The organism is Paraferrimonas haliotis, from assembly GCF_002282895.1.
Taxonomy (GTDB): domain Bacteria; phylum Pseudomonadota; class Gammaproteobacteria; order Enterobacterales; family Shewanellaceae; genus Paraferrimonas; species Paraferrimonas haliotis.
Window position 1 is genome coordinate 123,107 of the sequence record NZ_NRRB01000001.1, and the last position, 14,565, is coordinate 137,671.

Annotated in this window: 15 protein-coding genes; 6 read left to right on the forward strand and 9 right to left on the reverse strand. The window is 46.6% G+C overall.

All coding sequences use genetic code 11. The features are described from left to right. Positions 1-120 precede the first annotated feature (120 nt). Positions 121-315: a carbon storage regulator gene (locus CLC91_RS00550; protein ID WP_095499803.1), complete on the forward strand. Its 195-nt coding sequence runs from the start codon at positions 121-123 to the stop codon at positions 313-315. A gap of 150 nt (positions 316-465) precedes the next feature. Next, positions 466-1,308: a DUF1566 domain-containing protein gene (locus CLC91_RS00555; protein ID WP_095499804.1), complete on the forward strand. Its 843-nt coding sequence runs from the start codon at positions 466-468 to the stop codon at positions 1,306-1,308. Positions 1,309-1,450: 142 nt separating this feature from the next. On the opposite strand, the gene CLC91_RS00560 is transcribed toward CLC91_RS00555, so the two are convergent. From CLC91_RS00560 to prmA, 4 genes are all read right to left on the reverse strand, one after another. Next, on the reverse strand, positions 1,451-1,846 hold the full coding sequence (locus CLC91_RS00560) for a hypothetical protein (RefSeq protein ID WP_095499805.1): 396 nt from the start codon (positions 1,844-1,846) through the stop codon (positions 1,451-1,453). Between the two features lie 183 nt (positions 1,847-2,029). After that, on the reverse strand, positions 2,030-2,332 hold the full coding sequence (fis, locus tag CLC91_RS00565) for a DNA-binding transcriptional regulator Fis (RefSeq protein ID WP_095497007.1): 303 nt from the start codon (positions 2,330-2,332) through the stop codon (positions 2,030-2,032). A gap of 19 nt (positions 2,333-2,351) precedes the next feature. Further along, on the reverse strand, positions 2,352-3,320 hold the full coding sequence (gene dusB, locus CLC91_RS00570; protein ID WP_095499806.1) for a tRNA dihydrouridine synthase DusB: 969 nt from the start codon (positions 3,318-3,320) through the stop codon (positions 2,352-2,354). 205 nt (positions 3,321-3,525) lie between these two features. After that, positions 3,526-4,410, reverse strand: coding sequence for a 50S ribosomal protein L11 methyltransferase (prmA, locus tag CLC91_RS00575; protein WP_095499807.1), 885 nt, complete (start codon positions 4,408-4,410; stop codon positions 3,526-3,528). Between the two features lie 258 nt (positions 4,411-4,668). Here prmA and CLC91_RS00580 point away from each other — a divergent pair, with 258 nt between their 5' ends. From CLC91_RS00580 to CLC91_RS00590, 3 genes are read left to right on the forward strand one after another with little or no spacing between them, the layout of a single operon-like run. Further along, entirely contained in the window at positions 4,669-5,367 is a 699-nt protein-coding gene (locus tag CLC91_RS00580; RefSeq protein WP_233132547.1) for a fumarate reductase cytochrome b subunit, read from the forward strand. Between the two features lie 12 nt (positions 5,368-5,379). Continuing rightward, on the forward strand, positions 5,380-7,353 hold the full coding sequence (locus CLC91_RS00585; RefSeq protein WP_095499809.1) for a fumarate reductase flavoprotein subunit: 1,974 nt from the start codon (positions 5,380-5,382) through the stop codon (positions 7,351-7,353). Continuing rightward, positions 7,350-8,078, forward strand: coding sequence for a fumarate reductase iron-sulfur subunit (locus CLC91_RS00590; RefSeq protein WP_095499810.1), 729 nt, complete (start codon positions 7,350-7,352; stop codon positions 8,076-8,078). Before CLC91_RS00585 ends, CLC91_RS00590 begins: the two co-directional genes overlap by 4 nt. A gap of 47 nt (positions 8,079-8,125) precedes the next feature. Here the strand turns inward: CLC91_RS00590 and CLC91_RS00595 are convergent, their stop codons facing one another. The 4 genes from CLC91_RS00595 to CLC91_RS00610 all read right to left on the reverse strand — a co-directional run bounded on the left by CLC91_RS00595 (position 8,126) and on the right by CLC91_RS00610 (position 10,960). Beyond that, positions 8,126-8,935: a hypothetical protein gene (locus CLC91_RS00595; protein WP_095499811.1), complete on the reverse strand. Its 810-nt coding sequence runs from the start codon at positions 8,933-8,935 to the stop codon at positions 8,126-8,128. 33 nt (positions 8,936-8,968) lie between these two features. Beyond that, positions 8,969-9,556, reverse strand: coding sequence for a hypothetical protein (locus CLC91_RS00600; protein ID WP_095497014.1), 588 nt, complete (start codon positions 9,554-9,556; stop codon positions 8,969-8,971). 286 nt (positions 9,557-9,842) lie between these two features. Then, positions 9,843-10,352 carry a GNAT family N-acetyltransferase gene (locus CLC91_RS00605; RefSeq protein ID WP_095499812.1) on the reverse strand — a complete coding sequence of 170 codons (510 nt, stop codon included), beginning with the start codon at positions 10,350-10,352 and terminating at the stop codon, positions 9,843-9,845. A 5-nt stretch (positions 10,353-10,357) separates the two neighbouring features. Next, positions 10,358-10,960: a DUF899 family protein gene (locus CLC91_RS00610; RefSeq protein ID WP_095497016.1), complete on the reverse strand. Its 603-nt coding sequence runs from the start codon at positions 10,958-10,960 to the stop codon at positions 10,358-10,360. 310 nt (positions 10,961-11,270) lie between these two features. Between CLC91_RS00610 and fusA the strand changes: the two genes are divergently transcribed. Beyond that, a complete protein-coding gene (fusA, locus tag CLC91_RS00615) occupies positions 11,271-13,355 on the forward strand; it encodes an elongation factor G (protein ID WP_095497017.1) in 2,085 nt (694 codons plus the stop codon). A 92-nt stretch (positions 13,356-13,447) separates the two neighbouring features. Here the strand turns inward: fusA and CLC91_RS00620 are convergent, their stop codons facing one another. Further along, positions 13,448-14,437, reverse strand: a complete 990-nt coding sequence (locus CLC91_RS00620) for an NADP-dependent oxidoreductase (protein WP_095497018.1) — start codon at positions 14,435-14,437, stop codon at positions 13,448-13,450. Positions 14,438-14,565: the final 128 nt, after the last annotated feature.

Genomic DNA, 14,565 nt, shown 5'->3' on the forward strand with positions numbered 1-14,565 from the left:
GGATATCTGAGAGCTAGCCTTTTCGAATAACCGCGCGTTTCTGCACTCTATAAAAAAGAGTAGAAAGTGAGCGATTTTTGACTATGCTAAAACCATAAACTAATACAAAGGACTGTGCTTATGTTAATACTAACCCGCAAACCTCAACAATCAATTACCCTTTCAAACGTTTACGATAAGGAAGGGAATGCGTTGCCTCCTATAACCGTTGTCTTACTTGCTAATGATGGTCACCAAGCAAAAATAGGGTTTCACGCAGATCAAAGTATCACGATAGTTCGTGACGAACTGAACAAAATAGACAGCGCAGGCTAAACATTCGTTTCTGGACGATATAAAAGGAGAAGTACACCTAAAATTTTTGATATGAAATATAACTAAATAACGTTAAGGATTAGATTTCTTTATTTGTTGTTTTATATCTGTTTTTAGCAACCTTCCTGCAAATGATTAAAAGAAGAAAAAATGGAAAAAATGTTAACCGTTATAGTACTAATTGGAGCGTTAGTAGGATGTGGTGGGAATAACAATACAGAGAAAGAGCAACCACTCCCTCCGGTTATGAAGCCAAGTGGCGTTAGTATTGAAACTGAACACGGAAATATTATTGTTAATTGGGAAGCGCATAAGGGCTTGTCTTACGATCTTTATATTTCAACGGATAAGAATTTTGATTTTGAGAACTACAATTCATTCGAAAACTCGGAGTGGATAAAGAACGTTTCAAGCCCTTATCGTTATACTCCTCAGAACCTTAAAGAAGTGTATTTCATTAGGCTCGTTGCGGTTGATGGTGAGAGAGAAAGTGAGGCAAGCGAGATTGAAGAAGTTGTAGCTCGGTACGAACCAAATGGAGCAGTCGTGTTGGATTTAGCAGACCGGTTGATTTGGGCAAGATGTGGTATTGGGCAAAGCTGGAACGAGTTGGATAATACTTGTGAAGGAGATTTAACGTTAATGACTCACGTTGATGCAATGAAATATCTTATAGCAACAGAGGGTGGTTGGCGACTTCCAACAAGAGATGAATTAATGGGGCTAGTGTATTGCCCGACAGGCGTGCCTTCTTATTTTCTAACTGAGGTTGAAGAAAGCTGTGATAGCTCAGACAAGGACGACTGGAAAATTTATGAGCCAGTCTTTCCAATGGTGGGTTCCTACTCAGTTTATAGAACCAGTACTCGTTGGCACGTTCAAGGAGTTAATCAACTTTTCTTTCGGCAAGTAGGGTTTTTGGATGGGAATAGTAATATTTCAGCGAATGAACCTGTTGCGGTCGCAGTTCGGTTAGTGAAAGATAATTCATAACCAAAGAAATAATTGAAAAGAATAATTATAATCCTAATAAGTACAATTAGTTACAGACTCATGATTTTTGGACTAGCGAGTTTATGAGGATAGTATCTCAAATAAACTCGCAGCCACTTTGCACAAACTTCTTATAGGATAGCTAATCTATCGTTATTGACGTGCGAGTAACCTTTCCTTCTCGTTCATTAAATATACAGCTAAAACTAGACTGTACTGTTTTACCAAGCTTATTTGGGGCTTCTATGCTACCTTTTACGACGTAAACTTGCTGTTCACCATCAGGGGTATCAATCGTTGTGCCTTTGAAAGTGTTTATTTGCTTGAATTTTGATTCGTTTGGGAATTTTAAACGATCTTTTACTGCCAGCCTGCAGTTTGTTCTCATTTGTTGAGTGATTTCTCGTAGCTGCTTTTCTGCAGCGACTTCTTGTGCGGTCTTGGTTTCTTTTGCTCGAGGAGATTGCGTAGAACTTTCTTTATCTGGCAACAATTGCCATAACCCCACAACAATGATTAGTAAAATGAATGCTCGCATATCTATATCCTTATAAATGTCTAGATAACTTTTCAACAATCATCATATTACTTTATACAATGCTAAGCATGATTTTTCTCGCATTTACGAAACAGGAAGTGGGTAAATTCGTGGGTAAAAAGCAGAAAAAAAAGGGCTAGAAAAATCTAACCCTTTGTTTATTTTGTCTTTACTGTTAGCTGCTTAGTTCATGCCGTATTTTTTAAGCTTCTTGCGCAAGGTGCCGCGGTTGATGCCCAGCATGTTGGCTGCGCGAGTTTGGTTGCCGCGAGTGTGCTGCATGATGATGTCTAGAAGAGGAGCTTCAACTTCGCAAAGTACCATTTCGTAAACTTCTTGGGCTTCTTGGCCTTCAAGGTTAGCGAAGTAGTTTTGTACTGCGCGCTTTACTGAATCACGCAATAGTTGTGGCTTAATAGCGCCGCTTGCGGTTTCAATTTTTCCAACGGTAAGTTGAGCTTCGTTATGAGTAGGTTGATCAAACATGCTTTGTTTTGCTCTTAAATTAAAGTGTAAAAACTTGCCCAAAATAACGCGTTAATGACTCGCGTTGCTCTTGAGCACTTTCCAATCGATTAAAGACCGCGCGGAACTCTTTTTGCTCTCCTGAATTTAGGTACCAACCGATGTGTTTACGGGCAAAGCGCACCCCTTTAAACTCACCATAAAACTGATGCAGCATATCAAGATGTGACAGCATCACTTGCTGCTGTTCACTGTCTGCAATCGGTTGTGCTTTTGTACCTGTTTTCAGGTAGTGCAAAATTTCCTGAAAAATCCAAGGTCTTCCTTGGGCTCCACGGCCAATCATAAGCGCATCGACGCCTGTATAATCCAGCACGGCCTGTGCTTTCTCCGGACTGTCGATATCACCATTTGCAATGACTGGAATCGAAATCGCTCGCTTAATAGCTTTAATGGTGTCGAATTCCGCTTCGCCTTTGTACATGTCTTTTCGAGTTCGACCGTGAACGGCCAACGCTTGAATACCGGACTCTTGCGCGATGCGGGCTATTTCGACGCCGTTACGATTATCGGGGTCCCAGCCAGTACGAATCTTTAGGGTTACCGGTACCTTTACCGCACCAACAACCGCCAATAGAATCTGCTCCACCAATTCAGGGTCTTTTAACAAGGCTGAGCCGGCGAGCTTTTTGTTTACCTTTTTTGCAGGGCAGCCCATATTAATGTCGATGATCTGCGCACCGTTCGAAACGTTGAACTGAGCAGCATAAGCCATTTGCTGTGGGTCTGAGCCTGCTATTTGTACTGAGCGGATACCGTGTTCGCCACTGTGGTCCATGCGTTGTCGGCTTTTTTCGCTATCCCAAACCTCTGGGTTGGAAGACAGCATTTCTGAAACCGCTAAAGCGGCGCCGTATCGCAGGCACAATTTACGAAATGGCTGATCGGTAACACCAGCCATGGGTGCTAAGATTAGGGGGTTATCTAATTGATAATCGCCTATTCGCATTGGTTGCACCTCGCAGTACCCTTGCTCAACAAAGGGGCGCTATATTACGTCTTTTTTTGAGCCGAGAAAAGATTAAAAATTAAGCTTTTTACAAGTTTTTTGCTTGACATTTGACCAAGCGCACAAGCTTAAGCAAGTTGTTAATAACTTGCTAATTTTAGGAGAGAAAAACGAGGGCTACCAAGGGATGCAGCCCTAAAATTCATTAGCCTTTTCGCACGCCTGTCAAGCGTGACCAGTCTTCTTTGTGAGCAGGCTCATCCATTTCGAACCATTGGCTATAATGCTCACGCAATTCGTCAGCTTGCTCTTGAAGTAAGCCTGATAATGCCAACAAACCACCGCTTTGCACGCGCTCGGCAATTAACGGCGCAAGCTCTTTCAACGGCCCAGCAAGAATGTTTGCAACCAGCACCTCAGCTTTCAGCTCGTCCGGTTGGTCATTGGGCAAATACAGCGACAGCTTTCGCTCGACACCATTACGACGAGCGTTTTCTTGGCTGGCTTCAATGGCTTGAGGGTCAATGTCGATGCCGGTTACATGGGCTGCGCCAAGCTTAAGCGCGGCAATGGCTAAAATGCCCGAGCCGCAACCAAAATCCACCACTTGGCGATTGGCTAACTCAAGACTATCGAGCCACTCTAAGCACAAGGCTGTGGTTGGGTGAGTACCGGTGCCAAAAGCCAAGCCTGGGTCTAACAGCACATTAACCGCATCCGGCTCAGGCGCTTCTCGCCAGCTCGGGCAAATCCACAGACGCCGGCCAAACTGCATGGGGTGGAAGTTATCCATCCACTCCCGCTCCCAGTCTTTATCTTCGAGCGCCTCTACTTTATAAGCAAAATCTGCTGGCATGCTCGGCCACAGTTTAAGCTGCTCAACCACAGCGTCCATGTCGGTTAGGGCATCAAAAAGGCCAATAACAATGGTCTCGCCCCACAACCTTGTTTCACCAGGCAGCGGTTCAAACACTGGATCGTCTTTGGCGTCCATATAGGTGACGGATAAAGCACCGGTTTCAGTTAACGCATCGCTAATTGCGTCTGCGGTTTCATTGGTTGCGTCAATTCGTATTTGAATCCAAGCCATGGGTTGTTACTGCCTCAAAAAATAGTTGGCGCTAATTGTAAACCAATTTCTTGGCTTTGCGAGTCTTTCCGGTTTTCCCGCGAAATGCGCAAATGTGAAGCAGCGCAGGTTGTCCGGTCTAACCAGTGACTAAAGTTCACAAATATTGACTTAGATTCGGGTTTCGTCAAAAAAGCTGCTCTATGCTGATGGCTAACTACGTGCTCAGCTACATGCTCAACTAAGAACTCAACCAACCGATATCTAGGAATGCTCGCCATGAAACCTCAGCTTCCCGTTGGCCCTAATCAGGCCCGCATCGACCTGCTTCAAAGCGTTACCGGCGCTTTGATGGCGCTGTTTTTGATTGTGCACATTCACTTTGAGTCCAGCATTTTACTGGGCAAAGATGCCTTTTTCGCCGTGGTGCAGATCCTCGAAGGGGGCTTGTTTACCGATGACGGTTTGGGCCGAATGTGGGTTACCAGAGTCTTCAGCGGCTTTATGCTGCTGCTGTTCATCGCACACGCGGCTGCCGCACTTAGGCGTTTTCCAACCCGCTATCGTCATTGGAAAGCATTGCGCCAACAAATGAGCGTAGTAAAGCACGGCGACACACAACTGTGGTTTTGGCAGATGCTGACCGGATTCCTGCTGTTTTTCTTAGTATCGGTTCACTTGTTCACCATGTTGCTTAATCCAGAAATTGGCCCCCATTACAGTGCGGCACGGGTGGTGCATGAGCATGCCTGGCTACTGTATCTGCTGCTACTGCCCGCGGTGGTGTTTCACGCCATGATTGGATTGTATCGAGTGGCGCTGAAGTGGGGCGTGGTGGCCAATCGCTCTCGCGCTAAAAAGGTAGCCTTGTTTATGTGCGCTTACTTAATGCTAATGGGGCTGGCCAGTTTACTAGGCTACGTAGCCATAGGGCTGGATTTACCATTGAATTTTGAACCCTTTGGGCCGGCACACTAGGAGCGCAAAAACATGAAAATCATCTACACAGATTCTTTAGTTATTGGCGCAGGACTGGCGGGTTTGCGAGTAGCAATCGCCAGCAAACAGCGCGGGCTCGATACTTTGGTGTTGTCGCTGATTCCGGCCAAACGTTCTCACTCAGCAGCGGCCCAAGGGGGCATGCAAGCAAGCCTTGCTAATGCATTAAAAGGCCAAGGCGACAACGAAGATGTGCATTTTCACGATACCGTAAAAGGCTCCGACTGGGGCTGCGATCAACAAGTGGCTCGTATGTTTGCTCACACGGCTCCTAAAGCGGTTCGCGAACTGGCCAATTGGGGCGTGCCATGGACTCGAGTAAAAGCAGGGCCAAGGCAAGTGGTGGTCAACGCCGAAAAAGTCACCCTTGAAGAAGCGCAAAAAGCGCACGGTCTCATTAACGCCCGAGATTTTGGCGGCACCAAAAAATGGCGTACCTGCTACACCGCCGATGGCACCGGCCACTCGCTGTTATACGCGGTGGATAATAAAGCCATCTCGTTAGACATTCCGGTCATAGAGCGGGTAGAAGCGTTGTCGTTAATTCACGACGGTGAGCGTTGTCATGGAGCCATTGTTCGTGACTTGGTCAGCGGCGAAATTAGCGCTTATGTGGCCAAAGCCACCACCATCGCCACCGGCGGTTATGGACGCCTATACTCTGTGTCCACCAATGCCATTATTTGCGAAGGCATTGGCGCCGCGTTGGCGTTGGATACCGGGGTGGCCACCTTGGGCAACATGGAAGCGGTGCAGTTTCACCCAACCGCGATTGTGCCGGTAGGCATTTTAACCACCGAAGGTTGCCGCGGTGACGGCGGCTTGCTTAGAGATAAAGACGGTCATCGGTTTATGCCCGACTACGAACCAGAGAAAAAAGAATTGGCCAGTCGCGATGTGGTGTCACGGCGCATGACGGAACACATGCGCAAAGGTAAGGGGGTTGATAGTCCATACGGCCCGCATTTATGGCTCGACATTACCTTACTTGGCAAAGAGCACATTGATAAAAACCTGCGTGAAGTGAAGGAAATTTGTGAGAACTTCTTGGGCATAGACCCTGCCAAAGATTGGATCCCAGTGCGACCGACGCAGCATTACTCGATGGGCGGTGTGCGTACCAAAGCCAATGGTGAAAGTCCGCAGCTCAAAGGCTTATTTGCCGTTGGTGAAGCCGCGTGTTGGGACATGCACGGCTTTAACCGCCTTGGCGGCAACAGCTTGGCGGAAACCGTGGTAGCCGGCATGATCATTGGTGAATACGTTGCTGATTTTTGTGACGCTAACGCCCTGCATATCGATACCGATTTAATCCACGCTAAGCTTGACGAGCTGAACGGTGAAGTGAGTCAGCTATTGAGCCAAGAAGAAGGTGAAAACGTCTATCAGCTGCGCAACGAAATGCAGCAAGTAATGATGGACTACGTGGGCATTTTTAGAAACGGTGATGAGCTTGAAAAAGCAGTGTCGACACTGAAACAGCTGATGCAACGCAGTCAAAAGCTCAAGCTTACCTGCAAAAAGCGTCACGCCAATCCAGAGCTGGTGGATGCGCTGCGGCTAAAACGCATGTTGCGGGTGGCGCAAACCGTGGCCACCGGCGCCTTAGCGCGCACCGAATCCCGTGGAGCCCATGCGCGGGAAGATTACCCTAAGCGCGACGACGCCAATTGGCTTAATCGCACCTTAGCAAGCTGGCCCAATGCCCAAGCTTTAGAGCCAACACTGAGCTACGAGGCGCTGGATGTGATGGCCATGGAGCTACCCCCAGGTTATCGCGGTTACGGCGATGATAACGCCATTGCCCATCCCGACACCGAAAAACGCAACGCGCAATTGGCTGACATTCGCGAGCAGCTTGGCAACAGCGCCACAGCCCAACAGCGCCAAGATGCCATCATGCCATTTCAGTTACCCAGCCAGTTTAAACCGGCAAACCAACGACTCGAGGACAGTGAATCATGAGCCAAGGCCGTACCTTAACCTTCAATATTTTTCGCTACGATCCGCAACAACCGGACTGTCAGCCGAGCACTGAACGTTATCAAATAACCGAAGCGCCGGGTATGACGGTGTTCATTGCCTTGAATATGATTCGCGAGCAGCAAGACCCATCGTTGCAGTTTGACTTTGTATGTCGAGCCGGCATTTGCGGAAGTTGTGCCATGGTCATTAATGGCGTGCCAACGCTGGCTTGTCGAACCCTTACCGCGAATTATGCCGACGCTGAAATCACCCTAATGCCGTTGCCGGGGTTTGAGCTTATTGGCGATTTGTCGGTGAATACCGGTAAGTTCATGCGTCAATTGTCCGAGCGACTGCAGCTGTGGCTAACCCCAACCCAACAAGAAAATGACATTCATTCCATTGAAGCACCGATGGAGCCGGAGTTAGCGGATGAGTTGTATGAGCTGGAGCGCTGCATTGAATGCGGCTGCTGCGTATCGGCCTGTGCCACCAAGCAAATGAACGACCACTTTGTGGGGGCGGTGGGGCTTATGAAACTGGCGCGGTTTGCCAAAGACAGCCGTGACGCTCGTGAAGATAGCGATTTCTACCACGTTATCGGCAATCAAGACGGCGTGTTTGGCTGCATGACCTTGCTAGGCTGCCAAGACAATTGCCCGAAACAACTGCCGCACCAAACGCAAATCGCTTATTTGCGCCGTAAAATGACACGAATTATTTAGGGTTCAGAGTGAAAAAATGCCCGTTCGTATAGGAACGGGCATTTTTACTAATGAAGCTGGCAGTTGCTATGACATGACCAAGGAAGTATGTCCACAACGATAGTTTTGGTAATACTTTGGAAATGGTACGGTGTACCAGAGTTTATGGGGAGTCCTGTGGCATTGGTTCCAAATGAATCGTATTCGACAACCCCGTTATCATTGACCCTAATTTTGATGCTTTTTTTACCACCAGTGGACGAATAGAAAATCAGTTTGTTAGACGTTGAGTTTTGTTTTTGTAAATTAGCGCCATTCTCATCGCCAATCCACCATTCATAAGAAGTAATCTGGCCGTCCACATCATTAGCATTGGCGGTAACAGTGACTCTGTTAGTCCCACCTAGCCAGCTATTTTCTTCAACCACACTTATTGAAACCGAAGGCGTGTAGTTCTCAGAGGTTATTGTGCGAGATTGTCCAGTGATAGAAGAGCAATCAGGAACATACCCATATGGGGTATAAATCATCGCTAACTCTCTAGTTAAACCACCGTGGTGTATTGTGTCTGGTATTTTGAAAACATCGTCTGTGGTTCCATCTTCGCTCAAAACAATTACAGCGTTATAGTCAACATAGAGAGTTTGAGGCTGATACTTACATTTGAGATCATCAAGCTCATATCTAATCGTATGTAAAGAAGAGGCTAAGGTGGAGGAGGTAAATAATATAGAAATGAAAAATAGGGTGAAAATGCTAAATTGATTGTTTGATTGTTTGATTGTTTGATTGTTTGATTGTTTGATTGTTTGATTGTTTGATTGTTTGATTGTTTGATTGTTTGATTGTTTGATTGTTTGATTGTTTGATTGTTTCATTTTGCAGCCTTTAAGCCAATTAAAATTTATAAGTTAAAAAGAATAGTTAATACCTAACTGATATTGAGTGAGCCTATCCTGTTCTCGTAGGTAGCCAATATTAGCACTTAGGGTATCGTTAATTTTGTAGTAAATAGCAGTGGAGTAGATGTTGTAAGGCGTATAGTAACCGTCTAAAAATATTCTCTCATAGTCGAGTGTTGCGTCCACTTTAGGCAAGAGTTCTGCTGCAGCTGAAACCTTTATCGCGGGAGACTGCGCCGAGAAGTTCGGGGAAACATTGGAAAGCTCATCTTTTTCCCAACGGTAGCCAATAAAACTAGTGAATCGAAAGATGTCCGTTTGGAAAGCGTCATAACCGATATATGCTATTGTATCTTGCTGAGACTCTGTGATGGGTGTTACGCCTAAAAATTTACCATCTCCTTTGGAATATTGATGGCGAAGATCAGCTGCAAAGCGGCCAACCCCCAACTGATAGGTTATCCCCACTCCGTTAAGGGATGAAGCCCAGTCTGATTTTGTCTTGCTGTATAAATAACTGACAGATACTTGCTGTTCAAGTTCGGCTGATACGCCAAAGCTAGTCATTACTAGCACAGCGGTTAGTAAGTTTTTCATAAGGTTACCTTAGGGTACTTTATAGTTGTTGTTGATTTTATGGGGGGATTGCCGACAGTGATCATTGATGAGCCATTCACATCGATCAGCGTGCAATCCTTGCACTTTACTCTAGCTGAGCAAAAAACAGTTTATTGCAAAAATGTTAAAATGCAAAGTGGTTTTACTGAGTCATGGAGTGAACATTATCAGTAATCAAGACGGTATACTTGGCTGCATGAGCTAATTAGACTGCTAAGATATTTGCCCCGAATACAGACCCAATAAAGCCCTATAAAACTCACGCTCACTCGTAGCGATTAACGTTAAAGCCATAGCGCTGGTAATTGTCGACCAGCGTTAGGCCCAGCTTCAATAAGATTTTGTTGGAGGCAATGTTTTCAACCACGGCTTCCGCCATAATATTGGTTAACCCTAATTCATTGCGGGCGTAATCCATGGTTGCTTGTGCCGCTTCATAGGCTAGGCCTTGCCCCCAATATTGAGGTAGCATGCGATAGCCAATGTCTGGTCGCTGCTCGTCGTCCAAATATTTTACCCCACAAAAACCAATGACCTTGTTATCGCCTTTATGGATCAGCGCATAACGAGCGTAGCCATAACGTTGGTACTCTTCTTGCCATAAGTCGGTGATTAGTTTCATGGCGTCTTGACGGGTTTTAACCGTACCGGCATCGCCGGTGTAACGGCACACTTCTGGGTTGGTTGAAAACGCGAATACGGCGTCAACGTCGTCAATGCAAAAGTGACGCATTTGCAGCCTTGGGGTGTCGATTAATATCTCTGGGACTTCCATTTTTACTACTCCAATACGTTGTCGTCACCGTCTTCCAGCTTGCGAGGCTTAATCCAGTAATTAAATTGAGGAGTCCACTGGGCTTCACCAATACCCGCCAGTCCCAACAAAGGCCAGGCGGCACAATACAGATCGCCAGGGCCAAAGGCGCAATGGTTGGTGCGATAAATAACGCCGTCGCGAAGCTCATAAACAACCGCACCGGGCATATTGTCGTAACCCTGCTGGGCCACTTGTTGCTTCATGTAATCACCGCCACCGTGGGAGGCCAATCGAAAACCCCAGTTGCGACTGTTAGCGAATGTTCGCATGGTGTGAATGTCGTTTTTCGAAACTAAAACCACCGACAGGGCAGACTCCAAATGGGGCAGAATACCGTTAATACCATCGCCCCAAAGTGTGCAGTAACGACAGGCTTCACCCATATTATGGATCATCAATAATTTGGTTTTTCCGGCAAACAGCTCAGATAAAGCCACCTCGCCGGATAAGGTCTGCAAGCGATAATCGGCAATTGGCTCACCGCTAATCGCTTGCCGCATTTGATTGAGCTGGGTGACCTTCTCCAAAATTTCTTGTTCTAGCTGTTCAATTTGAGCAATAGACATAAGCGACCCCTTGTTTGTTATTACCCTAAGATGGTTGCTTAGCGTCAATAAGTAAAGCGGTGTGGTCAATCAAGGCAAACAGGCAGAGTAGCGATACTGCTGCTAAAATTAGCTGGCAAAAGTAGGGGAACTCAGCGAGCAAAATGCCCTCTAATAGCTGCTTTGTACTGTTTTTTCTGCTTTTTTATAACCGCGTTAATGTCACGTTTTCACACATCAATGGCGAGAATTGATAAAGAGGCTATAAATGCGTCAAAGAAACCAGTATACTAGCGCCGCAAATTTTGAACCTAACAAGTAGATTAACCAAATGACTGACTTATCAAAATACAGAAATATCGGTATTTTCGCGCACGTTGATGCGGGTAAAACAACCACGACTGAGCGTATCCTTAAACTGACCGGTAAAATTCACAAAACCGGTGAAGTGCATGATGGCGAATCAACTACCGACTTCATGGAACAGGAAGCTGAGCGCGGTATTACTATTCAGTCGGCCGCGACCACTTGTTTCTGGAAAGACCATCGCATGAACATCATCGATACTCCAGGACACGTTGACTTCACTGTTGAAGTATACCGTTCTCTTAAAGTACTAGACGGTGGTGTAGGTGTATTCTGTGGTTCTGGTGGTGTTGAGCCGCAATCAGAAACCAACTGGCGCTATGCAAACGAATCTGAAGTTGCTCGTCTAATTTTCGTAAACAAATTAGACCGTATGGGTGCAGACTTCTACCGCGTTGTAGACCAAGTTAAAAACGTACTTGGCGCGAACCCATTGGTAATGACTCTACCAATCGGTATCGAAGACGATTTCACAGGTGTTGTTGACGTACTAAGCCAAAAAGCTTACGTATGGGATGACTCTGGCCTTCCAGAAAACTTCGAAGTACAAGACATTCCTGCCGACATGGTTGAGAAAGCTGCGGAATACCGTGAAGCACTCATCGAGTCTGCAGTAGAGTTGGACGACGACCTAATGATGGCTTACATGGACGGCGAAGAGCCTTCTTTGGAAGACATTAAGCGTTGTATCCGTGAAGGTACTCGTACCATGCACTTCTTCCCAACTTACTGTGGTTCTGCCTTTAAAAACAAAGGTGTTCAATTGGTTCTTGACGCGGTTATTGATTACCTACCAAGCCCAACTGAAGTTGATCCTCAGCCTCTTACTGACGAAGAAGGCCAAGAAACTGGCGAACACGCTATTGTTTCTGCCGATGAGCCATTACGTGCCTTGGCATTTAAGATCATGGACGACCGTTTCGGTGCCTTGACCTTTATCCGCATCTACTCAGGTGTAATGGAGAAAGGTATGACCGTACTTAACTCTTACACAGGTAAAACTGAGCGTATCGGCCGTATGGTTGAAATGCACGCAGACGAGCGTACTGAACTGACTCGTGCCCAAGCCGGTGACATCATCGCTGTTGTTGGTATGAAGAACGTTCAAACCGGTCACACTTTATGTGCTACCGATGCGCCTTGTACTCTAGAGCCAATGATCTTCCCTGAGCCAGTAATCTCGATTGCTGTTGCGCCTAAGGACAAAGGTTCTGTTGAGAAAATGGGTATCGCTATCGGTAAGATGGTTGCAGAAGATCCATCGTTCGTTGTTGAAACTGACGAAGATTCTGGCGAAACCATCCTTAAAGGTATGGGTGAACTTCACCTAGACATTAAAGTAGACATCTTGAAGCGTACCTACGGCGTTGAGCTAGTAGTTGGTAAGCCACAAGTAGCCTACCGTGAAACTATTACTCAACAAGTTGAAGACAGCTACACGCACAAGAAGCAGTCTGGTGGTTCTGGTCAATTCGGTAAGATCGATTACCGCATCAAGCCAGGCGAGCAAGGCTCAGGCTTCAAGTTCAGCTCTTCAGTTGTTGGTGGTAACGTACCGAAAGAATTCTGGCCTGCCGTTGAGAAAGGTTTTGCAGCCATGATGGAAAACGGTGTTCTAGCTGGCTTCCCAGTACTAGACGTTGAAGTTGAGCTATACGACGGTGCTTTCCACGCAGTTGACTCGTCAGCTATCGCGTTCGAAATCGCTGCTAAAGGCGCATTCCGTCAATCGATTCCAAAAGCTGGCGCACAACTTCTTGAGCCAATCATGAAAGTTGACGTGTTCACTCCAGAAGACCACGTTGGTGACGTAATCGGTGACTTGAACCGTCGTCGCGGCATGATCTCTGGTCAAGAAGCGGGCGCAACAGGTGTTCGTATTAAGGGTGACGTACCACTATCTGAAATGTTCGGATACATTGGTCACCTGCGTACTATGACTTCTGGTCGTGGTCAGTTCTCTATGGAGTTCAGCCACTACGCACCATGTCCTGCTAACGTTGCAGAGCAAGTCATTGCTGCTGAGAAAGAAAAGCAAGCTAACAAGTAAGCTTTTTAGCTCTCAATAAAAAACGCCGCTTTTGCGGCGTTTTTTTATGGGCTCGAGTTAGTGGCTAAAGCTCTGCGACTATAACTCAGTGGCTACAGCTCAACGATGAGCTTACCTGTATTCGCACCACTAAACAGTAGGTTCACACCGTCAATGGCACTTTCTAAGCCGTTTAAGGTGTGCACCTTGTGCTCCAGCTTACCTTGCTGCAGGTAACCCAATAAGCCTTGGGTGATTTCAGCACCACGATGATAGTGATCGGTAATGGTAAAGCCTTCAATGCGAGCACGACGCTTAATCAGGTTTATCCAACTTGGCGCGGGTGCTGGCGTTGCTGAGTGATAATCGGCAATAAGACCACACACGGCTACACGACCATGGGGATTAATGCGCTCAATCACATGATGCTGCACTTCACCTCCGGTGTTTTCAAACATCAAATCGACGCCATTAGGGGTTAATGCCAGCAACTTTTCCGCGACGTTATCGGTTTTGTAGTTAATAACGCCCTGACAGCCCAGCTGTGTTAGCCAGTCGCATTTATCATCGCTACCGGCAACACCCACCACGTTAAGGCCGTCGGCCACCGCCATTTGCACCACCACAGAGCCAACGGCACCGGCGGCACCGGTGACCACAATGGTCTGATTCGGCTTGGCTTCGAGAATGTCTTTATAACCAATGTAGGCGGTCATGCCTGGCATGCCTAACGCTGACAAAGCTAACTCTGCGCTCACGCCTTCTGGTAGCACAGTCATACCGGTACCATTACTCAGCAGTTGCTCGGTCCAGCCAGTAATGCCGGTCACTCGCGCACCCACAGGAAACTTAGGGTGATTCGATTCGGTGACCGTGCCTACGCCAATGGCGCGCATGACTTCGCCAATTTGCACCGGTGGAATGTAGCTGTTTGGATCCGGTGATACCCAGCCTCGCATTGCAGGATCTAACGATAAATGACTAACGGCAATACGAAATTCGTCGCTTTTAAGCGGCTCTTCAGGGCGAGAAACCACCTCAAAGGTGTCTTGGTTAATGTGGGCTTCGGGATACGCTTTTAACACAATGGCTTGATAGCTCATGAAAGATTCCTTGTTAATTCAAACGTGCGTTTTATAGCCTACTGTTTGCCTTGTCTCAGGTAAATACGCAATTCGCTAATTGGTATGCTTTTGTGCTAGTTTTTAAGTTCATTAATGCATAAAAAGGA